Consider the following 25,018-nt stretch of genomic DNA (forward strand, 5'->3'; position numbering starts at 1 on the left):
GAGCCGCCCGCCGTTGTCACCGTTGACGAGCATCCGCGGCCCGACGTCACCATGGAGCAGCTCGCGAAACTCAAACCGGCATTTCGCGAAGGCGGCAGCGTGACGGCCGGCAACTCAAGCGGCATCAACGACGGCTCGGCCGGCGTGGTCCTGATGAGCGCCGACGAAGCCAAGAGACGCGGGCTCAAGCCGCTCGCGCGCATCATCACGTCGGCGGTGGCCGGCGTCGATCCAAATTGCATGGGGCTCGGTCCGATTCCGTCCACGCGCAAGGCGTTAGCACGCGCCGGACTAAAAGTCACCGACCTCGATCTCATCGAACTGAACGAAGCGTTCGCGGCGCAAGCGCTTGCCTGTGCGCGCGACCTTGAACTTCCGATGGAAATAATCAACGTCAACGGCGGATCAATCGCGATAGGGCATCCGCTCGGCTGCAGCGGCGCGCGGATTCTCGTCACTCTGCTGCACGCGATGCAGGCGCGCGGCGCTCGCCGCGGACTGGCCACGATGTGCATCGGCGTCGGTCAAGGCATCGCAACTATCGTCGAGAGGATTTAGTGGTTTTTGTAGGAGGGCAAGCAACGCTTGCCCACGTGAAGAAGGGTATATAATGGCATTAGCACTCGACCAAAAGACCTATGAGCTGTTCCTCAACGGCGAGTTCGTCAAGCCAAAGTCCGGCAACTATACGACCGTGTTGAATCCGGCCACGAACGAACCGCTCGCGCAAGTGGCCGCCGCCGGCATTCACGACGCCGACGCCGCCGTCGTGTCGGCGCGCGCGGCCTACGAAGGAAAATGGGCCACGATGCCGCCGGCGCGCCGGGCACGCGTGCTCTTCAAGATCGCGAATCTGCTCTCCGAACGCATGGACGACCTTGCTCGCACCGAAGTGATGAATGCCGGTAAGACGATGTCTGGTGCAAAAGGCGAGATCGGCCAGATCATCGAGCTGTTCGAATTCTACGGCGGCGCGGTCACGAAGATGTCGGGCAGCACCATGCCTTCGCTCCCGAACTACTTCAACTACACGTTGAAAGAATCGATCGGCGTCTGCGCGGCCATCGTGCCGTTCAACTATCCGCTGCTCATGGCGTCGTGGAAAGTGGCGCCGGCGCTCGCAGCGGGCAACACGGTCATCCTCAAACCCGCTAGCTCCACGCCGATCACCGCGCTCTTGCTCGGCCAGATCTGTATGGAAGCCGGCTGCCTCCCGGGCGTGGTGAACGTTCTGCCCGGACCGGGCGCAACCATCGGCGCGCATCTCGCACAACATCCGGGAGTGGACAAGATCGCCTTTACAGGCGAGACGCGCACGGGTGCGACGATAATGGAGCTCGCGTCCGCGACGATTAAACGGGTCACGCTCGAGCTCGGCGGCAAATCGCCTAGTGTCATCTTCGACGATGCGGACATCGACGCGGCCGTCGCCGGAGCGGTGTACGGCATCTTCCATAACGCGGGTCAATCGTGCGACGCGCGATCGCGCCTGCTGGTGCACGAGGGAGCGTACGACGCCTTCATCGCGAAATTCGTCGAGAAGGCGAAAGGCTTACGCGTCGGCGATCCGATGGATCCGAAGACGCAGATCGGCGCGATCATCTCGCGCGCGCAACTTGAGAAGATCGAAGGCTATGTCGGCATCGGCGCGCAGGAGGGCGCGGTGGTGGCGTGCGGCGGCAACCGGCCCGACGGCGCGCTGAGCAGCGGCAATTTTCTCATGCCGACGGTGCTCGATAAAGTGAGCAATGGAATGCGAGTGGCGCAGGAAGAGATTTTCGGTCCGGTGGCCGTGATCACCACATTCAAAGACGAAGCCGAGGCGATCCGGATCGCCAACGATAGCGTTTACGGGCTCGCTGCGTCCGTGTGGACGCAAAACGCAGGCCGTGCTATTCGCGTCGCTCACGCGATCCGTTCCGGTGGCGTCGCCATCAACACACCGTTTTCGATCCATCCCGGCATGCCATTCGGCGGTTACAAACAGTCGGGGTTCGGTCGCGAACTTGCGCTCGAGACTTTAGATCAGTACACCGAGACCAAAGGCGTCGTGATGTACATCGGCACGAAAGCGGTCAACCCTCTCGGCGTCTAGTCTTCTGATTGGCAATTTGTGACGTAGGAGGGCAAGCATCGCTTGCCCTTCCCGTCAAATTTGACGCCGGTCCGGGCCGTCGTTTCTTCGTTATGGAGACAGTGTCCGCACACGCGACAGCGGCCAATAGATACTCGTCACCCTTCCGATAAGCTGATCGCGCCGAACGAATCCCCACAAGTGACTGTCATCGGAGTTGTTTCGGTTGTCACCGAGCACGAGATAGTAGCCTTTTGGAATCCAATTCTGTCGACTCCATGAATCTTTGGGCGGGATCTGCGCTCTTGACGGGTCGAGCGGCGTCTCGTCGACGTAAATATCGAAGTTTCGAACTTGTAGACTGTACGAAGCCGGCGTGGAGATATAAGGTTCATAGACCTGCGTGCCATTTACATACGTACGTCCTCGGCGCATGGCAACGGTGTCACCGGGCCCGGCGACAATTCGCTTCGTGAAAGGCAGAGTGCCAAGAATTGCCGGCGGCTCGAACACCACCACTTCCCCGTCCGATGGATCGTGGTTGCCATATCTCGAGGTATCGGCGCAGACAGAATCGCCCGGTTGTATCGTCGGCTGCATCGCCGCCCCCGGCTCCATGAAGGCACGAGTGCACGGCGCATGACCGAATGTATTGTGATACCACCAGACACCCACGGCCGCACACATTGCGGCAGCGGCGGCGAGGACGATAAGTACGACCATAGTCGAGCGAGACACGAACTAATCAGCCCATGCGTTATCGGCGCCGCGACTGCAGCTAGGTTGAGCCATGTTCCAAGGCTTCATCGCGCATCCGTCTTGGGGATTCGACCGATTGGAGCCTGTGATGGCAAAAGAACTAGGGCAAGCGGTGCTTGCCCTAGTACGGTTACCCCCTACCTTCTGAGGCAAATGGTGCCCGGCGCCAAGTTCGTAGGCCTTTGGAGTCTGTGGACGCACGCCGGACGCCCATTGCGCTATACTCTTTATTGACGGGCTCGGACCGCCCTCACCCGAACGTTAGGGTCGTCCGCGAGCGCGACCATTACCAGATGGCGGCGCTAGCGCTGCACACGTTGCTAGGAGAATATCATGAATCGAATTGCGGCATTTCGATTGGTCTCGGTCGTATTTCTTTGCCTCGGGGCGATCGCTTTCGGCAGCGCTATTCACCTACCCGCGTTGGCGGCCGAAGGCTTCAATAACTACATCGCGCCCGCGCCGAACGTATCATGTTCGAGCACTTCACCGTGCCTTGCGGAATCTAACACGAGCTCGGGCGCCGGCGTAAAAGGCAGTTCGACTGCCGGAAACGGGTCCATCGGCACAACCAAATTCAAAAGCACTTCGCAAGGCAACGGCACGGCCGGCGTTTTTGGCCAGGACTTGTCCACTTCGGGCACCTTTGACTCTGGCGTGTTCGGTAGCTCGACAAACGGAGTCGGCGTGCAAGGCACATCGATCAATGGTTTGGGCATGATGGCCACTTCCACAAACCAGACCGCGTTGTTTGTGCAGAACATCGGCGCGTCGGACGGCATTCAGGCGGTGGCTCTCAGCAACGACGGCACCAACAGCAGCACGCAGAACAATAGCTCGATTCGCTCGGGCCGCTCTGGCGTGTGGGGGCACGACGATTCGACAGATGGCGGTTTCCGCAACTTTGGGGTCGCCGGCACGTCCACGAACGGCATCGGCGTCTTGGCGGATTCGACGAACTGGATCGGCCTGGACGCGGTCGGGGGCGGACTTGAAAACGGTGCTCACGGCGCGGCGCTCAGCGTTACCGGGGGACAGTCCGCGGCGAATGTGATTCTTGCGTGTGCGGACGTGAGCGACAATCCGTGCACGCGAGAAAGTAATTCGATTGAATTCATCCTGGACCACAATGGGGACTTGAGAATCAGCGGACACATATACACATCCGGTTCATGCGGGACCGGTTGCGCTATCGGAAGGGACGGATCTACGCACAGGGTCTCGTCGTACGCTCCAACGCAGACCGTGCCGAGTATTGACGACTTTGGAGAAGCGCAACTCGTTGGTGGTCACGCATATGTGAAGATGAACGCGGATTTCGCCAATGTCGTCGATCAACATGCCAACTACCTCGTCTTCATCACGCCTGAAGGAGACAGCCGCGGGCTCTACGTGACCGAGAAAACGCGGGCTGGATTCACAGTGCGAGAGAATCAGGACGGAAGGTCGACGCTCGCGTTCAGCTATCGAATTGTCGCGAAGCCACTCGGAGTCGAAAAACCGCGCCTGCCCATGGAATCGGTTGGGCCGCGGCGACAAACGGGTGATAATCGTGTGAAATTGTAGGGCATGCAAAAACGGGGGCAAGCGATGCTTGCCCTAGTACGAGATAAAAATGGGGCGAGCGATTGCTAGCCCTATTTTTTACTCTTCGCTGTCCGACGTCACGATGAGGTCGAACGATTCACGCGGACGCACGTGTGCGAAATAGTGATCCTCCGCGGCATCCCAAATCGCGTGCCACGAGCGCATGAAGTCCTCGCCCTCTCGCGCGATCAAGCGCTTCTGCCGGACTTCGTCCTGCGCTTCCACCAAGACGCTGAAGTCTATGAGATCGGCAAGCTCCGGCCGCGAGCAGTACGCGCCATCGAGGATGATCACCGCCGAAGGCGCGCACGTCTCGAGTCGATCATCTAACCCTATCCGGGTAAGAAAATTGAAAGGATGCCACGACGCGACTTGGCCCGCCAGCAGCGGCTCGAGCGCTTGCGCGCGCAGCCGCCTCCAATCAAGCGCATCGGCGACTTTGGCTTCGGTCGATCGTGCTTCCCATTCGGCGTCAGGTCCGTTCGTAAAAAAATCATCGGCGTCAACCACCGAACCACCGAGCGCGACGGCGATTGCCGCCGCAAGATTGGACTTGCCCGCGCCGCTCCGACCGTCCAACGCAACGGCGAGCGGAGTGTCGCGAACGCTGAGCAAGAGTTGAATTTCTGCAATAATGGTGTCGGATGCGCGCGTCAAGAGACTTTTTCTTGTATCCTGCGGTTAAGCGAGGGGTGAGCGTTGCTCACCCTAGTACGAACAATTATCCTGCGGTTAAGCGAGGGGTGAGCGTTGCTCACCCTAGTACGAACAATAGTACCAACGAATGAACAAACGTTCACGCCGGCGCGTCGTCGAATGTACGCTTCACATACAAGCGGAGCCCGGTGAACAATCCGACTGCGAATACGAGCGTGATCGCGCTCATCAACGCGACCGCCGGCGACAAGTGGCCACCCGAATACGCCGAAGTCGAGAACGCACCGGCCATGTAGCGGGCGCCGAGCCGAAATGCCAGTGCTGCGATGAACAATCCCATGCCGATCGGCGATGACTTGACAAACGCCGCGTTCGCGCTCCGATCCACGCGTATCGTGCTGTGGATGCCTTGGAACCAGCCGAACGCCGTTCCCGCGACAAGCGCGATGAACATGTACACGATGTCGAGCGTCGACGATACGCCGGAGACCCAGATATCGACGACCACCAGCACGAGCATGACGGCGGGCCAAACCCAAAGCGACCCCATGCCGAACTTCCGCTCGCGCGAGACGCGAAAGACGATGATTGCGAGAATGATAACGCCGAGGATCACATTGACGACGGTTTGATTCATTTTATCTAACTATCTCCAGCGATGTCTGCGACGAGCCTATTGCTCAATCGTTCAATAGTGTCGGCTTCTTGGCGAGCCCGCTCCATCGCCGCCTCCAAGGTGTCGCTCGCGGCCGCGCCCGGCATGGAGACGGCGGACGTGTAGAAGCGGTCGGGCGCTTGGAACAGCGGCTCGATGCGCACGTCGCGTTGACCGCCGTCAGGCGTGGAGAACAGATATCGCACGCACGCGAAACGGCACGTTCCCCCGAGCGAATCCCATTCCGGGCGCGGCGGCGCGTGCCGCTTGAGCACTGCCACCGGATCGAGACCCTCCCAAGCTGCGATCGTGCCGTCGGCTTCGACCTTCACACGATAAGGCGCCGGATATGCCACGATCCGCAACGTCTTCTGAAATTCATCGCCGATGCGCTCTATCGCTTGGGTCGCGGAGCGCGGACTCGTCTCAGTCGATTCGACGCGCGCCTGATCGATGATCAACGTGCGGCCCTTCGGCGGGTCAGAGAACAAGACGCCGCCTTGGATCTGCGTGAGCGATGGATAATCGCGGTGAAGCTCTTTCAGCAGCTCGCCCTGCATGCCCGGGTCCAGCGGCGGGCCCGGAACGATGCGGTAGAGGCCGACGGTGATTTTGAAGAAGTTGAACGGCGCGAGTTTGATGACGATGCTCCTTACCACGATGTGCACGCGCTCCCGCGAGGCGAAAACATCAATCCGACAGAGGGATATGCCCTACACGCTACCTGGCCCTTCGCAACGACCCGCATAAGCGTTCCTCGTCGTATTTCCGGACAGCGGAGGGAATGGCGGAAGTAACAATAAGAACCCTTTGAAAAAAACTGCGTCTTTCGCATCCGGAGAGCACTATGCAAGTCAAGCCATTCACCGACACGCCGATCAAATATCTCGAGTACGACGGCCGGCCGATGGGCGACGTCAAAGACCTCGGCCTTTCGAGCGATGATTACCTGCGCATGTATCGTTGGCTCGTATTCGCGCGCGCGGTCGACGATCGCTGCTACATCCTCGTCCGCCAAGGCCGTTCCGGCTTTTTCGCGCAGATCGCGGGTCAAGAGGCGAGCCAGATCGGCAGCGCTCTTCCGTTGAAGACCCAGGATTGGATGTACGGAGACCACCGCTCGCAAGGCAGCCTCATGGTCAAGGGGCTCAAAGCATCGGAGTGGTTCGCGCATCAGCTCGGCCGGATGCTCGATCCGAGCCAAGGCCGCCTCATGCCCCACGGTCCGGGCCGGCGCGATCTCAACATGGTGCCGCCGTCGTCGACGGTGGGCAATCAGATCACCGAAGCGGTCGGCACCGCCATGGCGCAGCGCATCAAGAAGACCGACGGCATCACCATCTGCTACTTCGGCGACGGCGCCACAAGCGAAGGCGACTTCCACGTCGGCATGAATTTCGCCGCCGTCTACAATTCGCCGGTCATACTTTTCTGTCAGAACAATCAGTATGCGATCAGCGTCCGGCTGGAAGAACAGACCCACACGAAGACCGTCGCCGAAAAGGCGCGCGCGTATGGTATGGAAGGCTACCTTGTGGACGGGAACGACATCCTCGCGGTGTACGCCGTCACCAAGCATTGCGCCGACAAAGCGCGCGCCGATCGCGGTCCAAGCCTCATCGAGTCGTACACGTATCGCTACGGTCCACACTCGTCTGCCGACGACGACACCCGCTACCGGCCAAAGGGCGAGCTTGAGATGTGGCGCACGCAACGCGATCCGATCACCCGCTTCAAGAACTTCCTCGTGAACCAAAAGCTCTGGGACGACAAAAAAGAAGAAGCGCTGATCGCCGACGTCAAAGCCGAACTGGCTACCGCGCTCGCCGAGGCCGAAGCAAGTCCCGCCCCCGATCCGATGACCGTGCTTGATCACACGTATGCCAAATACACGCCGCAACTCGAGTGGGAGCGCAAAGAACTCGCCGCCGAGCTTGGCGTCTAGAGGTTATGATGGCAACGACAGCAGTGGAAAAACAAACGACGCTCAGCACGATGGTGCAAGCGGTGCGTTCGGCATTATTCGATGAGATGGCGCTCGATCCAAATGTGGTCACCCTGGGTGAAGACATCGGCCCGCGCGGCGGCGTGTTTCTCGTCACCGAAGGCCTCATCGACAAATTCGGCAAGGATCGGGTGATCGACACTCCGCTCTCCGAGCTTGGCATCATCGGCGCTGCGATCGGCATGGCGGTCTTCGGACTGCGGCCCATCGCGGAGATCCAATTCATCGACTTCTTGTTCCCCGGATTCGACATGCTCGTGTCGGAAGCCGCGAAGATGCGTTACCGCTCGGCCGGCCAGTTCGCGTGCCCGATGGTCGTGCGCTCGCCGTACGGCGGCGGCGTGCGTGGCGGCGGTTATCACTCGCAATCGCCGGAAGCTTATTTCGTCGCGACGCCCGGACTCAAAGTTGTGGCGCCGAGCAATCCCTATGACGCCAAAGGCTTGCTCATCGCGTCGATTCGCGACGACGATCCGGTCGTCTTCATGGAGCCAAAGAAGATCTACCGCTTTCAAAAGCAAGAGATCCCGAACGGCGCCTATGAAGTGCCGCTCGGCAAAGCTGCGGTCGCGCGCGAAGGCAAGCACGTCTCGATCATCACGTTCGGCGCTATGGTGACGCTGGCGCTCGAGGCCGCGGACAAGATGAAGTCCGACGGTGTGGAAGTGGAAGTGATCGACCTGCGCACGCTGCAGCCGTACGACAGCGATGCGATCATGCAGTCGGTCGCCAAGACCGGCCATGTGGTCTTGCTCCAGGAAGCACCGCGCATCGGCGGCTTCATGGGCGAGATATCCGCATTCATCGCCGAAGAAGGCATCGAGCATCTCGAAGGCCCGATGGTGCGCGTTGCCGGTTGGGATACGCCGTTCCCGTATGCGCTCGAGAAGGCGTACATGCCCAATGTCGCGCGGATCACGCGCGCGATCAAGAAGACACTGAATTTCTAGACGTCGTCGTACTTCAAAGGAACTGTAGATGGCAATCGAACTCGAGATGCCCGAACTCGCCGAATCCGTTATCGAGGGCGAGATCGTCAAATGGCTAGTCAACGAAGGCGACCGCGTCGAGCTGGATCAGCTTCTGGTCGAGGTCATGACCGACAAGGTGACGGTTGAAGTGCCATCGCCGTACGCGGGAATCTTGCTCAAACAAGTGGCCAAAGAAGGCGAGGTTGTCGGCATCGGCAAGCCGATCGCCATCTTCGGCGAGCCCGGCGAGAAGATCGATGATACATCGAAGCTGGAACACGTGACGCCGAAAGTCGAAGTGGTCGCTAACGGGAAGGTCGATGCGGCGGCGCCTGAAGCGAAAGATGCGACGGCTGAGCAAGTGCCGGCAGCGGGCGAAAAAGAATCAGCCCAATCAGCTAAGGCCGAAAAACCGCCGGCGGAGCCAAGCCGGCCGCAGGCTGCGGTAAGCGAGACCGCCGCCCTCAGTGCGTTCGGCAAACCGATGGCGGCTCCGGCGGTGCGGAAGCTCGCGCGCGACCTCGGCGTCGAGTTGATAAAAGTCCGCGGTTCGGGCGAGAACGGGCGCATCGGCCGCGAGGACGTGGAGCGCGTGGCCAAGGCCGCCAAGAGCGCGCAGCCGGCGGCAGCGAAACCATCGGATGGCAAGGCTCGCACTCAAGAGCCCTCGGCCGCACCCGAGCGGATTCCGCTTCGCGGCCTGCGACGCAACATCGCGCAGCACATGGTGCACAGCAAGCACACCGCGGCGCACACGCTGCAAGTGGATGAAGCGGACATGACCGAGCTCGTCCGCTGGCGATCGCGCAGCAAAGAGAAGGCTGCCGAGCGCGGCGTCAAGCTCACGTATTTGCCGTTCTTCGTCAAAGCGGCGGCGGCGGCGCTGAAGAAATATCCATACGTCAACGCGTCGCTCGACGATGCCGCAAGCGAGATCGTCCTCAAGAAAGAATACAACGTCGGCATTGCGGCGGATACCGACGCGGGTCTGGTGGTACCGGTCATCCATCATGCCGACAGGCTGTCCATATTCGATCTCGCGCGCGAGATATCGTCGCTCGCTGAGAAGGCGCGCACGGGCAAGCTCTCACACGATGAGATAACCGGCGGCACGTTCACGATCACCAACGTCGGCTCGGTCGGCGGGCTCTTCACGTTTCCGGTCATCAACCATCCGGAAGTGGCGATCATGGGCACCCATAGCATTCAGGAGCGCGCGGTGGTCCGCGACGGACAGATCGTCATCCGCAACATGATCTACCTATCGCTCGGATTCGATCATCGTGTGGTCGACGGGGCGCTTGCCGCGCGCTTCCTGCGCGAAATCGCCGACCTGCTTGCCAATCCCGAAATGCTGTTGATGGAGGGGATCTAACACAGTGGCGAACACCTACGACGCGATCGTCATCGGCGGCGGCCCGGGTGGCTACTCCGCAGCGATTCGGCTCGGGCAGCTCGGCAAAAAAGTGCTGTGCGTGGAGAAAGAACGCCTCGGAGGCGTCTGCCTCGTGTGGGGATGCATGCCGAGCAAGGCGCTCCTGCACGTCGGCGAAGTGATGACGCAGGCGCGCGAGCTCAAAGACATGGGTGTCACGTTCGGCGAGCCGAAGCTCGATCTGGCGACGCTCAACAAATGGAAGTCCAAGATGATCGACGATCTGGTGGGCGGCATCGGCTCCCTGTTCAAGCTTAATAAGGTAGAGTCGGTGGTCGGCACGGCGGAGATCGTGGACAAGGGCACCGTGAAAGTTGCCAAGACCGACGGCGGCACAGAAACATACACGTGCTCATCACTCATCATCGCCACCGGATCGGAACCCATTCCGCTGCCGAACATGCCGCGCAACGGCAAGACGATTTTGAATTCGGACGATGCCGTTTCGCTCACCGATCTGCCGAAGAGCATTCTCATATTGGGAGCGGGCGTGATCGGCCTCGAGTTCGCCACCATCTACAAGCGGCTCGGTTCCGATGTCACCGTCGTTGAGATGATGGATCGCGCGCTTGGCGACACCGACGTCGAGATCTCGCAAGCGCTGTTGCGCGTCCTCAAGAAACAAGGCATCAACGTCCACTTGAAGACCAAGTGCGCGTCGGTCGAGGTGAAGGGGGCGAAGGTCGCCGCCAAACTTGAGGGCGATTTGAACGAGACTCGCGAGTACGACAAGGTCTTGGTGGCAGTGGGCCGCAGGCCGCGCACTCCCCAAGGCGTCGACAAGCTCGGCTTGCAGATGGACCGCGGTTTCATCAATGTCGACGAAAAACGCTTGACCAACGTCCCTGGCGTATATGCCATCGGCGATTGCGCCGGCGGACCTCTGCTCGCGCACAAGGCGATGAAGGAAGGCGTGGTCGCGGCGGAAGTCATCGCGGGCCAGGCTGCGGCGTACGATCCAATGGCCGTGCCGAACTGTGTATACACCGATCCGCAAGTCGCCACCGCCGGACTGTCAGAGGAGCAGGCCAAGGCCGCCGGCTACGAGATCTCGGTCGGGAAATTCCGGCTCGCGGCGCTCGGCCGCGCTCGCACCATCGGCTTGACCGACGGTCTGGTGAAGATCATCGGCGATAAGAAAACCGATCTGGTGCTTGGCATCCACGCGCTCTCGCCGATGGCGGAAGCGCTGATCGGCGAAGCGGTGATCGCGATCGAGATGGGCGCGACGGTTGAAGATATCGGCCTCTCGATTCACGCGCACCCGACGTTCGGCGAATCTGTGATGGAAGCAGCCGAAGCGTTGCACGGCAAAGCGATCCACATCGCCAACACGCCGGCCAAAGCATGACCATTTGCGTAGCTGGGCTTGTCTGTGGGGCCGACCTTTATGGTCGGCCAAGCCGATGAAAACTTGTATTAGGGCAAGCATCGCTTGCCCATCGTTGGCAACCCGTACTAGGGCAAGCATCGCTTGCCCATTGGGTGAGCGACGCTCACCATACTACGGCAAAAAACCATGACCATCGCCCAAATCCAAGACCTCGGCGTGATCCCCTACGAACCCGCGTGGCAATTGCAGCGCGAGCTTCTCGAACAGCGCGTGGACGACAAAATCGCGGATCGCTTTCTGCTCTGCGAACACACGCCGGTCATCACGATGGGCAAGTCCGGCAAGCAGAAGAACCTGCTCGTCTCCGCGGACGAGTTGCGCCGGCGCGGTGTGGACTATTTCGAAGTCGAGCGCGGCGGCGATCTCACCTATCACGGCCCGGGCCAACTGGTCGGCTATCCGATTTTCAAGCTCGCCCGCCTGCGCGAAGTGCAAGGCTTCGTGCGCAAAATGGAGGAGAGCATCATCCGGGCGCTTGCTTCGTTTGACGTCGTCGGCGAGCGCCGGAGCGATCATCCGGGCGTGTTTGTCGGCGGCGCTAAGGTCGCGTCCATAGGCGCGGCTGTGCGGCGCGGGGTCACGTACCACGGCTTTGCGCTCGACGTTTGCACAGATCTATCCTATTATATGCTGATCAATCCATGCGGCATGCCCGAGGTGGCCGTGACCACCATCGCGCGCGAGGCGAACCGGGAGATAAGCGTGGCCGACGTGAAGCCGGTCATCCGTTCGGCCTTTGAAGATGTGTTCGGCCTGCGCTTCGAAGATATGGGAGCGCAATCGCCGACCCCGGAACCGACAGCCATGGTCGCCAAAGGCGCATAAAAGTAAAAGATGATAGCTCGCAAGCCCGAGTGGCTTAAAGTAAAACTTCCAAGCGGCGACAACTACGAGCGCTTGCGCAGCATCGTCAAAGACCGCGGTCTGCACACCGTTTGCCAGGAAGCCATGTGCCCCAATATCGCCGAGTGCTGGGGCGTGGGTACGGGCACGTTCATGATTCTCGGCGACACGTGCACGCGCGGCTGCCGCTTCTGCAACGTGAAGACCGGCATTCCCAATCCGATCGATCCGCTGGAAGCGTTCAAGCTCGCGCGATCCATCGAAGACCTCGGCCTCAACTACGCCGTCATCACGTGCGTCGATCGTGACGACCTTGCCGACGGCGGCGCCACCGCCATGGCCGACGCGATTCGCGCGATTCGCGCGCGCGCGCCGCACGTCAAAGTGGAAGTGCTGACCTCGGACTATCGCGGTGACGAAGCGGCGCTCCAAATCGTGATCGACGCCGAACCCGACGTGTACGCGCACAACATAGAGACCACCCGCGCGTTGACACGCTCTGTGCGCGATCGCCGCTGCGGGTACGACCAGTCGCTGTCCGTTCTCGGCAACGCCAAGAAACTACGAGCCGATATGTTCACGAAGTCGAGCATCATGCTCGGCCTCGGCGAAACCGATGACGATGTCTTGCAGACGGCGCGCGATCTTCGCGACGTGGGCGTGGACATCATCACCTTCGGCCAATACCTCCGGCCATCCAAGAAGCATCTCGAGGTCGTGGAATTCGTGACGCCCGATAAATTCGCGTGGTTCGCCGCGCAGGCAAAGCCGATGGGATTCCACCAAGTCGTGAGCGGCCCGCTCGTGCGGTCGTCGTATCACGCCGAGCAAGCATTCGCCACGATGCTTTGATCAAAACGGGGCAAGCGATGCTTGCCCTACTACGGATTCGACTAGATGCAGGCGTGACTAGATCGCAGACACGTCACCCAATAAAATGCGCACGTCTCCGCCGTCGGTGCGCAGCAGCAATGCGCCGTCGCGGTCAAGGCCGAGCACGACACCGTCGTGCAATACCGACCCGTCAACCGCCTTCACCGAAACTCGCGTCCCCTCGAGCGCTGCCGCAGCCGCCCACTTAGCGATCACCGATTCCGGCGCGCGCAATAAATCATCGAACGACTGTTCGTAAGTAGATAAGAGCGCGTCCAACAGCGACGTGCGATTCACGTCACAGAGAGCCTCATCGGAAAGCCATCCGGCCACGAGTTCCAACTCCTCCGGAACCCCAGCCGGCCGGTTCACGTTGATGCCGACTCCAACAACTACCCGTGACGTGGCCCCCGACGAACGCGCCTCGCACAAAACTCCGGCGCACTTGAGCGCGCCCAAAAGCAGATCATTCGGCCATTTGAGCGCAGTTTCGAGACCTGAAGTCGTGCGAATAGCCGATCGCGCCGCGAGCGAAGCCCAAAAACCGATCGCGGGCAAAATCTCGTGAGGCACCTCTAAAGGTAGGATCGTCGAGCACAACAGCCCGGCCGCCGGGGGCGACTCCCACAAACGTCCCGCTCTGCCGCGCCCAAGTCCTTGATATTCCGTAACAAATGATATGCCGAGCGCGTCATATGCATGAATCGACTCCAACGCTTTAGCGTTAGTCGAATCGACGCTCACCGAGTACCGAACGCGTCCGAACCGGGTCAACCGGCCGGGCAGCGCAGCTAGAGCCGCCTCATCCAGCAGTATCGGCGGATAGCTCGCACGGACGGTCAAGGGATTGTAACCTCGGGAAGAGCGGGAATGGATACCGGAGGACGCTGCCTTGTCTCGAAAAGTTACGATTAAAGAACTTGCCGTCCGGCTCAACGTCTCAGTGCCGACGCTTCGCAAATACGGCGAATGCGGCCTGTTGGACGTCGACTCAGTCGCCGGCCGCACCAACCTCTTCGATGAAGAGGGAGCGGTGTCTCGCGTCGACGAGATCAATCGCTTGAAGAGCAAGGGCTATTCGCTCTCCTTGATCCGCGAAAAAATCGACACCCGACCGACGGGTTTTGCGCCGCTCGACCTCGGCATAGCCGGGGCGCACGTCTCGCACGGCCGTCATGTCTTGTTCGTTGTGCAAGATCTCGACGAGTATCACGCGTTCGCGCGCGACTTCATCGTCAATGCCTTGCGCGCCGAACAAGCGGTCATGCTCGTCGTGCATCCCGACCATCGCGAACCGCTGGAGCATCTCGTCGTAGCGAGCGGCTTCAACCTCGCAGAGCTCGAGAAGTCACGGCAGCTCACATTTACTTGGTACGACGGTCCGCCGGCCAACATGAACGCGAAGGATCAGGTCGAAGCGTTCCACGACCGCGTGACCGGAATCCTGAGCGCAGGTTGGCAATCGCTGCGGCTGCTCGGTCATCCGCATATCGATCCAGCGAGCGTCGAAGAGTCGGTCCTTGAAGCGTACGAGACGCGCATCACGCAGTGGGCGGCGAAACTGCCGATCATCGTGGTCTGCGTGTGGATGGCGACGAACGGCAACGCCGACATTCTGCTGCGGATGCAGCGTCATCATCGCGAATTCGTGCACAGAGAAAGCGTGTTCTTCCGAGCCTCGTAGCAGTAGTCAAAGCAAAGGGGTCGGCCGAGAGGTCGGCCCCTTCGCATAGCGTACCTCCCCACCATGGCCACCACGTATGTCATCCTTTCATTCGAAGGCCCCGACGTCTATAGCAGAGCCGGTGGCCTCGGCGTGCGCGCAGCCGAGCTTTCGCAGGCGCTGGCCGCGCGTGGAAATGAGACGCATCTCTACTTCGTCGGCGATCCATCGCTGCCGGCAGTGGAAAAGCCGCAGGCCAACCTGACGTGGCACCGATGGTGCCAGTGGGTTTCCCACTATCATCCCGGCGGCGTCTACGATGGCGAGTGGGGCAAGGTCGAAGACTATCGTCGCAGCCTGCCGTTGCACATCTTACACGCGCATCTCAAACCAGGCTACATGCGAGGCGATAGTCTGGTGGTGCTCGCCGAGGAGTGGCAGACGACGGAAGCATGCATCACGTTGCGCAGTCTCGCCGATCGCGACGGCAGCGGCGGCGTGTTGGACATCTTGTGGAATGCCAACAACGTCTACGGATTCGATCGCATCGATTGGCCTTCTCTCGAGCGCGCCGCGACCATCACCACGGTCAGCCGTTGGATGAAACATATGATGGCGTCCGTCGGGTTAGAACCGCTCATCATTCCAAACGGCATCCCGGTGGCGCGGCTCGCGCTACGACCGGCTGCCGCGCATGTTCGCGAACTCAAAGCAGCCTTCGGCGGCGGCCTCAGCCTCGTGAAATTCGGCCGCTTCGATCGTGACAAGCGATGGTTGATGGCTATCGATGCCGTCGCAGAGCTCAAGAGGCTCGGACGCAAACCCAAACTTGTCATGCGCGCCGGCGTGGAACCGCACGGCGATGAGGTGCGGGCGCGCATTTACGCACTAGGTCTGTCATACGACGCGCTTCGCAGCGCGCCCGGCGGTCTTGCAAATTCGATCGCCGGTTCGCATAGTGACGTGATAGAGTTGCAGTTCTTCGTCTCCGACGAAGATCGCGACGCGCTGTACGCCGCGGCCGACGCGGTGCTTGCCAATAGCGGCCGCGAGCCGTTCGGTTTGGTCGGGCTTGAGGTGATGGCGGTCGGCGGCGTCGCCGTCACCGGCACGACCGGCGAAGACTACGCCGTGCCGTTCGACAACGCGCTGAGTGTGGACACCGACGATGGTGCGGAACTCGCAGCCTACCTCGCGAGGCTCCAGGACATGCCGGAGGCCGAGAAAAAGATACGGGCGAGAGGCATCGAGACGGCCGCGCGTTTCACATGGGACCACGCCATCGACATCCTCGAACGAAAGATCGAGTACGTGCGGCTGGCGCGATAGCGTGCCTGCCGCTCGTTTGCGAAAGGAATCGTAGTGGAACGAACTCTGCTTCTCGCCAAACCCGATGCGGTCCAGCGCGGCCTCGTCGGCGATATCATCGGCCGGTTCGAGCGCCGGGGCCTGCAATTCGTGGGTCTCAAGTTGATGGCCGTCTCAACGGCGCTTGCAAAAGAACATTATCGCGAACATGTCGGCAAACCGTTTTTCAAACCGCTGGTGCAATACATCACGAGCACGCCGGTGGTCGCGATGGTGGTCGAAGGGCCGAACGCGGTCGAGGTCTGCCGCGCCACAATCGGTGCGACCAACCCCGTTGCGGCGACGCCTGGCTCCATCCGCGGAGATTTCGCCATCCAAGTGGGCCGCAATCTCGTGCACGGTTCGGATAGCGTCAAGAGTGCCAAGCGCGAAGTGAAGCTATTCTTCAGGGCGTCGGAACTTGTCGCATACAAGCGCGCGGCGCAACGTTGGATCACGGAGTAGTGACATGGCCGATTTGACCGCTCCGGCGGTGGCGGAGATCCGCGGTCGCGAAGTGCTCGATTCTCGCGGCAACCCCACGGTTGCTGTGCGCGTGACCACGTCCGACGGCGTGATGGCTGAAGCGATGGTGCCATCGGGCGCCTCCACCGGAACGCACGAAGCCGTGGAATTGCGCGACGGCGACGCCAAGCGTTATCTCGGCAAAGGCGTGCTCAAGGCGGTCAAAAACGTCAACGGTCCGATCAACGATCGCTTGTGCGGCATGAACGTCACCGATCAGGGTGAGATCGATCGCGCGTTGATCGCGCTCGACGGCACGGCCAATAAGGGCAAACTCGGCGCCAACGCGATGCTCGGGGCGTCGCTGGCGTGCGCGCACGCCGCAGCGAGCAATCTCGGCCTGCCGTTGTATCGATACCTCGGGGGATCGCAGGCTTGCGTCATGCCGGTGCCGATGATGAACGTCATCAACGGCGGCAAACATGCCGAAGGCGCGCTCCAATTCCAAGAGTGCATGATCGTGCCGGTCGGCGCCAAATCGCTTGCCGAAGCAGTGCGCTACGGCTCCGAGGTGTTTCACCATCTCGGCAAGCTTCTGAAGAAGAAGGGCTTCTCGACGACGGTCGGCGACGAAGGCGGCTACGCACCACCGCTTACGCACATCAACGAAGCGATGGAACTGATCTGCAACGCGATCTCGGCCGCCGGCTATAAACCTGGTAAGGATGTGGCTATCGCGCTCGATCCGGCTGCGAGCGAGTTCAGCGAGAAGGGCGCCTATCTCGCGGTGCGCGGCAAGAAGCCGCTGTCGTCGGCGAAAATGATCGATCTCTACGAATCGCTCATACAAGATTTTCCCATCGTCAGCATCGAGGATGGCTTAGGTGAAGACGATTGGTCGGGTTGGAAAGAACTGACGACCCGGCTCGGCGATCGCGTGCAGCTCGTCGGCGACGATATTTTCGTCACCAATGTGAAGTTTTTGAAGCGCGGCATCGCCGAAGGCGTCGGCAATGCGATCTTGGTGAAGGTCAATCAGATCGGAACATTGTCGGAAACCATGGAGTGCGTGCGCACGGCTCAAGAGGCTGGCTTCCGGGCGGTCATTTCGCATCGTTCCGGCGAGACCGGCGATACGACCATCGCCGACATCGCGGTTGCGCTCAACGCTGGCCAGATCAAGACCGGGTCGTTGTCACGCAGCGACCGCGTCGAGAAATACAACCGGCTGATGGCCATCGAGCTCGCACTAGGCGCAACCGCCATTTACCCCGGCGCCTCCGCCTTCAAGAATGGTTGACGTCTAGAGCTCCCTGTGGGGCCGACCTTTATGGTCGGCCAGAGGGAATTAATTTGTATTGGGGCGTTCCCGTACTAGGGCAAGCATCGCTTGCCCCAAACTCAACACCAAGGTTCGCCGCCCACCTCATCGAAACACCGTCGGCACGGATGCGCCGCGATGTGGGCCTGTAGCTCAGTTGGTTAGAGCGGCCGGCTCATAACCGGTTGGTCGCAGGTTCAAGTCCTGCCGGGCCCAATGATCAATGCGCGCCCCCATCGTCTAGAGGCCTAGGACACCGCCCTTTCACGGCGGCGACGGGGATTCGAATTCCCCTGGGGGTAAAACCTCACTATACAAGAGGAAGAGCCGATTTAAAATATGCTTTCGGCTCTTCTCTCGTTTCGCATCACGTCGCGCATTCTTAGAGTGGATCGGGCGGATCAGCGGCGGCCCCGATCGGTAGACCATTTGGGTTACCGGGAACGGTGCCGACGGCCGCGCATGACGGATACGCGATCTCGCCACCGACGTTCAAGTCGGCGTCGGCGTAGAAGACGTCTTTTTCTTCCTTCTTGATGTCGATGGAGACCGGATCGGAGGCGCCAACGATGAGGCACGACACGCCCTTAGGAAACGATTGGTACGTGATCAAGGTGCCGGTGAAGGCGTCGGTTCCTTGGTCAACCTGGACGACTTCTTCGCCGTTTGCCGAACGAAGACCACCGGGGAATGCGGTTTTCGCGCCCGTCGAGGTGAACTTGCCGCAAGCGCCGAGCGGGCAGCTGCCGGTCCACAGAAGACCTTGGCGAGTACCGGAGTCAACGTCGTCGAAGTAGAGGGTACCATTTTTTTGGACGGTCACAGACACGCCCTGTAGGTCATTCACCATCTTGAAGTTTCCGACGAAAGTCCCGTTAAGATGCCACGTCGAGATCGAACCTCTCCCTCCACTGTCCGAGAAGATGTTGGATGCGATGACGGTTCCGTCTTTGGCAATCGTGACATCGGCCGGGAATTGACCACTTGGATCAGAGTACGTTTTGACCGGCGACGTCGCGCCTCGGCGGAACACCAATACGTCTTCGCCGCCCGTGTTGGCTACGTAGAGTTCGTGAGACGAACCTCTTATGAACATGCCCTGCGGGTTTACCAATCCTGCGGTGAGTTGGCCGCATGGGGTCTGCCCTGCGAAGTTGCCTTTATAGATGCTGATGACGCTGTTGTTGAAGTCTGAGATGTATTCGATGTTGCCTGTTGCGGGGCACGTATCGAAGGTTACGAAGTGATTGCCGGTGTGCATGTTGACTTTGAGCATGCCGAGCGGGCTCAAGGTGGCAGGAATGCGATCCATCAGTGAACGCTCGTGCTCCTGCGAGGTGGGCGGCTTCGGCGCAATCACAGATCCCTCGGCGCAGCCACTAATCAACGCTAACGCAGCCGCCGCGCCCAGCGCTTGGATTGGAGTGAGAATGCGCATTTTGGACTCTCCTATTGCCATAAAATTACTCGGAGTCGATCGGGGTCAAATCGGGAGGACGGTTGATGAGGCCTTTGATTGTCACGCTGCCGGTGGGAATCGGCTTGAACTTCCTTGGATTTTGTCCAAAATTGAAAAGTGAAAACAGGTCGTCCGTTTGCGAGTCCAGCCGGCCGAGCGACGGCAATCCGTAAACGTCTTCGATGAAATGCGGGATCGCCGAAAAGTCGCGCTGCTGGTGGTCAACCCAATTCGATTTTGCGAATGGGCCGATCGCCAGGAGAGGGACCCGCAAGCCGTACTCGTAGGGGTCGACCGGGTTACTGAGGGGATGACGATAGCCTACATGGTCGAACCAGCCCCCCCAATCGTCCCAGACGACGATGATCGAGCATTGGTTCCAGTATTGCGACGCGCCCAGCGCGTTGACGACAGACGCCACCCATGTAGGACCTCCGGTGTTGCCAGGGCCCGGATGGTCGGAGTTGCGACCGCTCGGCATGACGTAGCTTACGTGTGCCAGTTGGCCGTTTTGGATATCTGACAGAACGGTAGTTTCGGGAACGACGACGTTAGCTTTGTCGTTTTGGTATAACGACTGGATTGCGTAGGGCGCGTTCCCTATGCTGGCGAGATCTGACGTGTAGTACTTCCACGAGATGTGCGTGCTATCAAGCTCGTTGAAAATGGTCACCGGGTTAATGCACGGATAGATACGATGGCCCTCCCGGCCCGGAAACGCGGTATTCATATTGATCGACGTGTCCGATTTGCCCGCCGGCGCATCACATCCAGACGGATGACTTTTCCTCGCGATGTCGATATGGTGGCCGTCATTTTCCGAGATGTTGAATTGCGAGCCTGGTGATCCCGAGGTCGCCGCGATCAAGTACAGGTGCGCCGGAAAAGTCGGACCCTCATTGCTTTGAAGCACCTCATCGGCGAAGGCATATTGGGTGGCAAGCGCGGTATACTGCGTGATCTGCGCGGGATTGACGTACGAGAACGAAAAATCGGGTGGCGCCGTAGTGCCGCAATGCTCTAAGTCGAAGCCTTGCGTGACGTCTGCGACGAATCCTGAGTGCGAGTGATCGCAATCGAACGGTGCGCCTAGGTCTATCTTCGTCAGCGGCACGCGGTTATTATGCGAATCGATTCCGAAGTTTTGCGTGTCGACGCCCGGCTGCGTCTGGAAAAGATTGTCGACGGAACGGTTCTCCTGCACCATGACGATGACGTACGTTGGAAGTGTAATCGTCGCCTTGCGATGCACAACTTGGCTCGCGCCGTGAGGAAATGCACCGGGAGCCTGACTGCCGCCGCATCCTGTTGCAAGTGCGACGACCGCGCACAGCGACATCGCGAATCGGGTTGTTTTACGCATGTCGTATGCCTCCATGTGACAAGCACGATCGATGCTGACCGGATGATAACCTCGCCCGATTCGATGCGGGTATCGCGGTCGCCTATCATGCTTCAAGCGAGAGCGATACGGACATGCCGGGCCGTAAGCGAGCTACAAATGAATAGACGGATCGTGGCTCGACGGTTGCGGCGAAGCGATTATTCGCTCGAACTCTGCTGGTCGCACTGCGTTCCACGTATCCGAACCGATCTGATAATTTGAACCATCGAAATCCACCGGTTCCCGCGGGAATATCCGGTCGTAAATCGCCTACCGACCGCTCGAACAAACTGCAACTCTCGCCGCGCGTTCCGATCTGGCTTACTTCGCGGGCGGGCCGAGCGATTTACTGTCGCTCGGCGGCGAAGGCGCCGCAGATACCGGCAAGCTCTCTCCTAGATTTCAAGGTTATCTACGATCGGGAGAGTCGAAATGCTTTTTGCTGCTGGGCCGGACAAAAAACTGTGGATCGTCGGCGACGTGTTGCAAGAATTCGATCCAATCGTCGAAGCTACCGATAAGGAAATGCGGATGACCCATACTTACGAGGATCGCGTCCGCGTTCGTGAGTGAACAAAATGTCTGGCGTTAGGGTTCGCTTTGTTTTGGTCTTGAGCGCTCAAATAGAAATGGGACTCGCAGCGCGAAGCCGGGCAATGCCGCATGCGTTAAAACGTCGACAGCGACGAAGTTCTTACGTCCGCGGGGGTCGCGTGCCGTTACCATTTCGTCCTTTGTGTCGACGACGAATATTACGCTTGTTCCGGTTGCCAAATATACACGGATCTTTTCTTCGACATCCCGCTGAAGATCACGCGGTGACAGCACTTCAACAACTACGTCTGGTGCGAGATGCGGGATGTCCGCCGCCTTTTCGTTTTCGAACGGCACGCGATCGTACGAGAGGTAAGCGACGTCCGGGACGAGCGGCCTGCGCGCTTCGCCTGGCGGAGCGATGCGAAATTCCCATTCCGTTCCAACCTCACCGCTGCCGCGTTCGCGCGCCCATGCGTCCAACGCGCCATAGAATCGCCCTTGCGCCATCGCATGCTTTCGCTGGGGACTCACCTTTTGGAGAGCCCTGCCGTTGACCCACTCCAGCGCCGGCTTTGCTTCCGGCAAAACAATTTCTCGGATGAATGCCATTTCGCGCGGATTATAGCACGCGACGACTCGCGAGGTCTACGATGGTGAGCCGCAGGCTAGGGTCGCGCCGAGTTATCCGAGAAGCTTAGACATCGCGGGCGAATAGCTCAGTTGGTAGAGCACCGCCCTTACAAGGCGGCTGTCGGGGGTTCGAGCCCCTCTTCGCCCACCATGAGCTCGCGAGAAAAATGGGCAAGCGATGCTTGCCCTAGTACAGAGATCGTAAAGAATGGGCAAGCGATGCTTGCCCTCCTACAAAGTTCAATATCAATATCAATAAAAAAAATTAGGGCAAGCGATGCTTGCCCTAGTACGGGAACCCTATTCCCAGCTAGCTGATCACGTGCCAGTCGAGGATCACGCCCTGCTGGCCGTCGGCGTAGGTGATGATGCCATCGCCGTATTCATCAACCGTGAAGGTTGCAAGAACTGTGCCGCCGGCATTTGTGATCGTGCCGTTGACGCTGACCGTAGGCGGCGTACCGGTGCTCGAGAGAACGGCACTCCCGCCATTGATGAGCGAGATATTCAAGCTCATCGCAACCAAGTCACCATTGCCGTCGAATTCGATCGATCCGGTGGCTGTGCGATTGCCGAGCACGGTGCCGCCGGTGACGGTGAACGGAGGCGAACTCGAAAGCGTGATGCTGCCGAGCGGACCTTTCGAAATCGTCTCCAAGCGAGAACCGGCAAACGTCACATCACCAAGGCCGTCTACGGTCGCGGTCACGTTTTGCGACTCACCCTGACCACCGAACGATTCGTTGATCGACGGCGAGCCGTCGTTGTATACCCGGCCGCCATTGCCGGCCACGTTGAACACAGTTTGGCTCTGCGGCGAGACGGTGATCTGATTGCCGCGCTGCGATTCCGGTGACGTCGACGAGCCGACGAAGAAGTCGCTCGTGATGACCGCTGAGAAGTTGCCGGGCGCGCCGGTCACGGCGAATTCGGTCTTGCGCTGTCCGAGCTGCAGGTCGGCGTGGTTGAACCATTTGGACGTGCGATTGATGGTCTCGTTCGAAGGGTCGGCCTGAATGACATCGGCGACGACATCCTTGGCCAACTGCGCGCACGCTTGATCATAGAAGAACTTCGTCTCGTAGATGGTCTCTGTCTGGCTGACGTGCGTGACGGTTCGCTCGATGCCGTTCTTGCAGCCGGCCGACGAAGGTCCGGCGTTACGCTTAGCCTGGTCGAGCGTCGTTCCCGCGGATCCGTCGAACAACGTGGAGGATAGACTGTCCTCTTGGACCGGATCCATGGCAGATTGCGCTTCGGCTTGCGTGGTGGATCGTGATTGGGTAAGGACGCCGCCGCCTGCGCCGGGCAGCGTGCCGGAAGCGCCGCCGCCGCCCGAGCCGCAGCCTGCTAAAAGAAGAGCGGCTGTGATAGCGCCTGCGAATTTAGTGCGCATGATATGGAGATATCCTCTCAATTCGGAATGCCGCGCTAATGCGCGGCCACTGCATGGATATTAGTATGCGCTCGAAGCCACGGCGGCGCATGAACAAGCGATGAACCGGAGGTGAGGTTTCTTAGAGAACGTTTAGCCGATGCGGCCGGCGTTCGCCGCGGCGATGCGCGCGCGCATCTCCATATGCTGATCGACCGCGAGTTCGACGCGAAGATTCGCGCGATACAACGCTCGCCGTATGTCGACGGTCACAAACGGATGTTCTACGTCGCGCGGCGTGAATGCCGAACACGTAGAGTCGGCGAACACTCGCATTTGCTTGAACGCGCAGAGGTACGAAGCGCCGGACGGGCGAGAATGCACGCACGCGGCGCACGAATCGTTGAACCTGGAAAACGTCAACTCGCCGCGGTCGTACGCCCCATCGATGTCTTCGGCTGCCTCGCTCATGCGTCTCTCATCCATCGATCGAGCGGGCGCAGCTCGGCAGTCGCGCGCGCGATGAGCGCCTCTCGGGAGTAGCCGTCGGCCGGACATGCGGCCACGCCGGCGCTCCAAGCGGCAAGACCTTTTGCCTTGCGCGGGCGAGCGGGGAGACCAGGCACACCCGCGGCCAAGATCCTTGCGGCGCGACGCGCTGCGATCATCGCCCCTTCCACGTCGGCCTCGGGAAGCAGCACGACGAAGTCATCGTTCTTATATGCGATCGCATCGCCTCGTCGCGCACCGCTTCGCAGGGCGGCGATCGCCGCGCGCGTCGCCGAATCGGAAGTGCCATCTGCGGAGCGTTCCGTGAGCCCGCCTAAGTGCATCAGCACGAGTCCAAATCCGAGTCCGCTCGCGCGCGCCCATCCAACCTCGTCGCTCAGCATGGCCATCATATCCAATGCCGCCGGCGTGCCGCCGATCGCGGCGAGACGCTCGCGCTGTACATTCGCAAGCGTCTTCACGCGCCGCGTCGCGCGGAGCTGATCGTCGCTTGCAACCGACAGCGGTCCTTCGATTGATCGCGTCGCGGTGTCATCCGTCGCGCGAGCTGGCCCACGGTCGGTGAGCCAATCAATAGGCAGCGAGCCGCGCTCATACTCGCTCCGCTCAATGATCGCGAAGTGGGCCGGGATACCGTCCGGTCTTGCAGCGCCATCGTCGAGTACGAGCGCCACTCGCTTCGTTGCGAGAACGATGGCCGCAGCGTCCGCAACGGCACGCTCGCTCTGTCCTATCGGCACGATGCACGCGTCGAATCCGTATGTGCCTGAGGCAGCGGCCCGCAACGCCGCGTACCGCGAAGAATGGTGCACGGTGAAGCCCGCCGCGGCAATCGACTGCGCGGCCGCAACGCACGCGCCGCACGGCGGCGCCCCGTTGCAAGCCGTACATGTGACGTTGACGGTCATCCGTAGAGAGGCGCATTACGCCTCGCCTTCGAACGTCGTGGTACGCGGGAATTGGACCGGTGCAAGGCAATCACGGGGCGGTTTTCGACGATTTCGCTGTTGCCTCTTGCCCCTAATCGATGAGGGTCGCTTTGACCAGGGGATCCGCCTTCGCCTTCGTCTCGATG

The 25,018-nt window shown here is 60.3% G+C and carries 25 protein-coding genes and 3 tRNA genes; 17 read left to right on the forward strand and 11 right to left on the reverse strand.

What is annotated here, in order from left to right; genetic code table 11:
* Together VII69_11360 and VII69_11365 are read left to right on the forward strand one after the other, a co-directional pair.
* Window positions 1-558, forward strand: a 558-nt coding sequence (locus VII69_11360) for an acetyl-CoA C-acyltransferase (protein ID HEY5095706.1), incomplete at its 5' end; no start/stop codon positions are given.
* A gap of 52 nt (window positions 559-610) precedes the next feature.
* Window positions 611-2,095: an aldehyde dehydrogenase family protein gene (locus tag VII69_11365; protein ID HEY5095707.1), complete on the forward strand. Its 1,485-nt coding sequence runs from the start codon at window positions 611-613 to the stop codon at window positions 2,093-2,095.
* A gap of 90 nt (window positions 2,096-2,185) precedes the next feature.
* On the opposite strand, the gene lepB is transcribed toward VII69_11365, so the two are convergent.
* Entirely contained in the window at window positions 2,186-2,812 is a 627-nt protein-coding gene (gene lepB, locus VII69_11370) for a signal peptidase I (GenBank protein ID HEY5095708.1), read from the reverse strand.
* Window positions 2,813-3,166: 354 nt separating this feature from the next.
* On the opposite strand from lepB, the gene VII69_11375 reads away from it, so the two are divergent.
* Window positions 3,167-4,399, forward strand: coding sequence for a hypothetical protein (locus tag VII69_11375; GenBank protein ID HEY5095709.1), 1,233 nt, complete (start codon window positions 3,167-3,169; stop codon window positions 4,397-4,399).
* A 78-nt stretch (window positions 4,400-4,477) separates the two neighbouring features.
* Here VII69_11375 and VII69_11380 read toward each other — a convergent pair whose 3' ends face one another.
* From VII69_11380 to VII69_11390, 3 genes are all read right to left on the reverse strand, one after another.
* The gene (locus VII69_11380) at window positions 4,478-5,077 is read right to left on the reverse strand and encodes a hypothetical protein (GenBank protein HEY5095710.1); all 600 of its coding nucleotides are present in this window, start codon (window positions 5,075-5,077) and stop codon (window positions 4,478-4,480) included.
* Window positions 5,078-5,216: 139 nt separating this feature from the next.
* Window positions 5,217-5,714, reverse strand: a complete 498-nt coding sequence (locus VII69_11385; GenBank protein HEY5095711.1) for a hypothetical protein — start codon at window positions 5,712-5,714, stop codon at window positions 5,217-5,219.
* 5 nt (window positions 5,715-5,719) lie between these two features.
* Window positions 5,720-6,391, reverse strand: a complete 672-nt coding sequence (locus tag VII69_11390; protein ID HEY5095712.1) for a hypothetical protein — start codon at window positions 6,389-6,391, stop codon at window positions 5,720-5,722.
* A 188-nt stretch (window positions 6,392-6,579) separates the two neighbouring features.
* On the opposite strand from VII69_11390, the gene VII69_11395 reads away from it, so the two are divergent.
* The 6 genes from VII69_11395 (at window position 6,580) to lipA (ending at window position 13,231) form a co-directional block, all read left to right on the forward strand.
* Complete coding sequence (locus tag VII69_11395) at window positions 6,580-7,677, forward strand: thiamine pyrophosphate-dependent enzyme (GenBank protein ID HEY5095713.1); 1,098 nt, start codon at window positions 6,580-6,582, stop codon at window positions 7,675-7,677.
* Between the two features lie 23 nt (window positions 7,678-7,700).
* A complete protein-coding gene (locus VII69_11400; protein HEY5095714.1) occupies window positions 7,701-8,687 on the forward strand; it encodes an alpha-ketoacid dehydrogenase subunit beta in 987 nt (328 codons plus the stop codon).
* 28 nt (window positions 8,688-8,715) lie between these two features.
* Window positions 8,716-10,083 carry a dihydrolipoamide acetyltransferase family protein gene (locus tag VII69_11405; protein ID HEY5095715.1) on the forward strand — a complete coding sequence of 456 codons (1,368 nt, stop codon included), beginning with the start codon at window positions 8,716-8,718 and terminating at the stop codon, window positions 10,081-10,083.
* Window positions 10,084-10,087: 4 nt separating this feature from the next.
* Entirely contained in the window at window positions 10,088-11,494 is a 1,407-nt protein-coding gene (gene lpdA / locus VII69_11410; protein ID HEY5095716.1) for a dihydrolipoyl dehydrogenase, read from the forward strand.
* A gap of 168 nt (window positions 11,495-11,662) precedes the next feature.
* On the forward strand, window positions 11,663-12,361 hold the full coding sequence (gene lipB, locus VII69_11415; protein ID HEY5095717.1) for a lipoyl(octanoyl) transferase LipB: 699 nt from the start codon (window positions 11,663-11,665) through the stop codon (window positions 12,359-12,361).
* A 9-nt stretch (window positions 12,362-12,370) separates the two neighbouring features.
* A complete protein-coding gene (lipA, locus tag VII69_11420; GenBank protein HEY5095718.1) occupies window positions 12,371-13,231 on the forward strand; it encodes a lipoyl synthase in 861 nt (286 codons plus the stop codon).
* A 57-nt stretch (window positions 13,232-13,288) separates the two neighbouring features.
* Here the strand turns inward: lipA and VII69_11425 are convergent, their stop codons facing one another.
* Entirely contained in the window at window positions 13,289-14,095 is an 807-nt protein-coding gene (locus VII69_11425) for a biotin--[acetyl-CoA-carboxylase] ligase (GenBank protein HEY5095719.1), read from the reverse strand.
* A 49-nt stretch (window positions 14,096-14,144) separates the two neighbouring features.
* On the opposite strand from VII69_11425, the gene VII69_11430 reads away from it, so the two are divergent.
* The 6 genes from VII69_11430 to VII69_11455 all read left to right on the forward strand — a co-directional run bounded on the left by VII69_11430 (window position 14,145) and on the right by VII69_11455 (window position 18,350).
* Window positions 14,145-14,936, forward strand: a complete 792-nt coding sequence (locus VII69_11430; GenBank protein ID HEY5095720.1) for an MEDS domain-containing protein — start codon at window positions 14,145-14,147, stop codon at window positions 14,934-14,936.
* 63 nt (window positions 14,937-14,999) lie between these two features.
* Entirely contained in the window at window positions 15,000-16,244 is a 1,245-nt protein-coding gene (locus VII69_11435; protein HEY5095721.1) for a glycosyltransferase family 4 protein, read from the forward strand.
* A 33-nt stretch (window positions 16,245-16,277) separates the two neighbouring features.
* Complete coding sequence (gene ndk / locus VII69_11440; protein ID HEY5095722.1) at window positions 16,278-16,727, forward strand: nucleoside-diphosphate kinase; 450 nt, start codon at window positions 16,278-16,280, stop codon at window positions 16,725-16,727.
* Window positions 16,728-16,731: 4 nt separating this feature from the next.
* Complete coding sequence (eno, locus tag VII69_11445; protein HEY5095723.1) at window positions 16,732-18,027, forward strand: phosphopyruvate hydratase; 1,296 nt, start codon at window positions 16,732-16,734, stop codon at window positions 18,025-18,027.
* Window positions 18,028-18,190: 163 nt separating this feature from the next.
* A tRNA-Ile gene (locus tag VII69_11450) sits at window positions 18,191-18,264 on the forward strand.
* 13 nt (window positions 18,265-18,277) lie between these two features.
* Window positions 18,278-18,350: transfer RNA gene (locus tag VII69_11455), tRNA-Glu, on the forward strand.
* 80 nt (window positions 18,351-18,430) lie between these two features.
* Here VII69_11455 and VII69_11460 read toward each other — a convergent pair.
* The gene (locus VII69_11460) at window positions 18,431-19,486 is read right to left on the reverse strand and encodes a hypothetical protein (GenBank protein ID HEY5095724.1); all 1,056 of its coding nucleotides are present in this window, start codon (window positions 19,484-19,486) and stop codon (window positions 18,431-18,433) included.
* Window positions 19,487-19,511: 25 nt separating this feature from the next.
* A complete protein-coding gene (locus tag VII69_11465; GenBank protein HEY5095725.1) occupies window positions 19,512-20,870 on the reverse strand; it encodes an alkaline phosphatase family protein in 1,359 nt (452 codons plus the stop codon).
* Window positions 20,871-21,323: 453 nt separating this feature from the next.
* Between VII69_11465 and VII69_11470 the strand changes: the two genes are divergently transcribed.
* Window positions 21,324-21,464, forward strand: a complete 141-nt coding sequence (locus VII69_11470; protein ID HEY5095726.1) for a hypothetical protein — start codon at window positions 21,324-21,326, stop codon at window positions 21,462-21,464.
* Window positions 21,465-21,479: 15 nt separating this feature from the next.
* Here VII69_11470 and VII69_11475 read toward each other — a convergent pair whose 3' ends face one another.
* Complete coding sequence (locus tag VII69_11475; protein HEY5095727.1) at window positions 21,480-22,037, reverse strand: Uma2 family endonuclease; 558 nt, start codon at window positions 22,035-22,037, stop codon at window positions 21,480-21,482.
* 96 nt (window positions 22,038-22,133) lie between these two features.
* Here VII69_11475 and VII69_11480 point away from each other — a divergent pair.
* Window positions 22,134-22,209: transfer RNA gene (locus VII69_11480), tRNA-Val, on the forward strand.
* A gap of 159 nt (window positions 22,210-22,368) precedes the next feature.
* Here the strand turns inward: VII69_11480 and VII69_11485 are convergent.
* The 3 genes from VII69_11485 to VII69_11495 form a co-directional block, all read right to left on the reverse strand.
* Window positions 22,369-23,454 carry a hypothetical protein gene (locus VII69_11485; GenBank protein ID HEY5095728.1) on the reverse strand — a complete coding sequence of 362 codons (1,086 nt, stop codon included), beginning with the start codon at window positions 23,452-23,454 and terminating at the stop codon, window positions 22,369-22,371.
* A 132-nt stretch (window positions 23,455-23,586) separates the two neighbouring features.
* Window positions 23,587-23,904 (reverse strand): hypothetical protein, encoded by a 318-nt coding sequence (locus VII69_11490; protein HEY5095729.1) that lies wholly within the window; start codon window positions 23,902-23,904, stop codon window positions 23,587-23,589.
* Complete coding sequence (locus VII69_11495; protein HEY5095730.1) at window positions 23,901-24,851, reverse strand: hypothetical protein; 951 nt, start codon at window positions 24,849-24,851, stop codon at window positions 23,901-23,903. Before VII69_11495 ends, VII69_11490 begins: the two co-directional genes overlap by 4 nt.
* Window positions 24,852-25,018 lie beyond the last annotated feature (167 nt).

It is taken from the genome of Candidatus Eremiobacteraceae bacterium, assembly GCA_036511855.1.
Classification (GTDB): domain Bacteria; phylum Vulcanimicrobiota; class Vulcanimicrobiia; order Eremiobacterales; family Eremiobacteraceae; genus JABCYQ01.

Excerpts from the sequence above, each read along its gene's own strand:
- VII69_11365 (HEY5095707.1), top strand. The coding sequence starts at position 611 with ATGGCATTAGCACTCGACCAAAAGACCTATGAGCTGTTCCTCAACGGC.
- lipB (HEY5095717.1), top strand. The coding sequence starts at position 11,663 with ATGACCATCGCCCAAATCCAAGACCTCGGCGTGATCCCCTACGAACCC.
- lipA (HEY5095718.1), top strand. The coding sequence starts at position 12,371 with ATGATAGCTCGCAAGCCCGAGTGGCTTAAAGTAAAACTTCCAAGCGGC.
- VII69_11490 (HEY5095729.1), bottom strand. The coding sequence starts at position 23,904 with ATGAGCGAGGCAGCCGAAGACATCGATGGGGCGTACGACCGCGGCGAG.
- VII69_11465 (HEY5095725.1), bottom strand. The coding sequence starts at position 20,870 with ATGCGTAAAACAACCCGATTCGCGATGTCGCTGTGCGCGGTCGTCGCA.
- VII69_11470 (HEY5095726.1), top strand. The coding sequence starts at position 21,324 with ATGCTTTTTGCTGCTGGGCCGGACAAAAAACTGTGGATCGTCGGCGAC.
- VII69_11475 (HEY5095727.1), bottom strand. The coding sequence starts at position 22,037 with ATGGCATTCATCCGAGAAATTGTTTTGCCGGAAGCAAAGCCGGCGCTG.
- VII69_11495 (HEY5095730.1), bottom strand. The coding sequence starts at position 24,851 with ATGACCGTCAACGTCACATGTACGGCTTGCAACGGGGCGCCGCCGTGC.
- VII69_11435 (HEY5095721.1), top strand. The coding sequence starts at position 15,000 with ATGGCCACCACGTATGTCATCCTTTCATTCGAAGGCCCCGACGTCTAT.
- eno (HEY5095723.1), top strand. The coding sequence starts at position 16,732 with ATGGCCGATTTGACCGCTCCGGCGGTGGCGGAGATCCGCGGTCGCGAA.
- VII69_11375 (HEY5095709.1), top strand. The coding sequence starts at position 3,167 with ATGAATCGAATTGCGGCATTTCGATTGGTCTCGGTCGTATTTCTTTGC.
- VII69_11405 (HEY5095715.1), top strand. The coding sequence starts at position 8,716 with ATGGCAATCGAACTCGAGATGCCCGAACTCGCCGAATCCGTTATCGAG.
- VII69_11395 (HEY5095713.1), top strand. The coding sequence starts at position 6,580 with ATGCAAGTCAAGCCATTCACCGACACGCCGATCAAATATCTCGAGTAC.
- VII69_11460 (HEY5095724.1), bottom strand. The coding sequence starts at position 19,486 with ATGCGCATTCTCACTCCAATCCAAGCGCTGGGCGCGGCGGCTGCGTTA.
- VII69_11485 (HEY5095728.1), bottom strand. The coding sequence starts at position 23,454 with ATGCGCACTAAATTCGCAGGCGCTATCACAGCCGCTCTTCTTTTAGCA.
- VII69_11385 (HEY5095711.1), bottom strand. The coding sequence starts at position 5,714 with ATGAATCAAACCGTCGTCAATGTGATCCTCGGCGTTATCATTCTCGCA.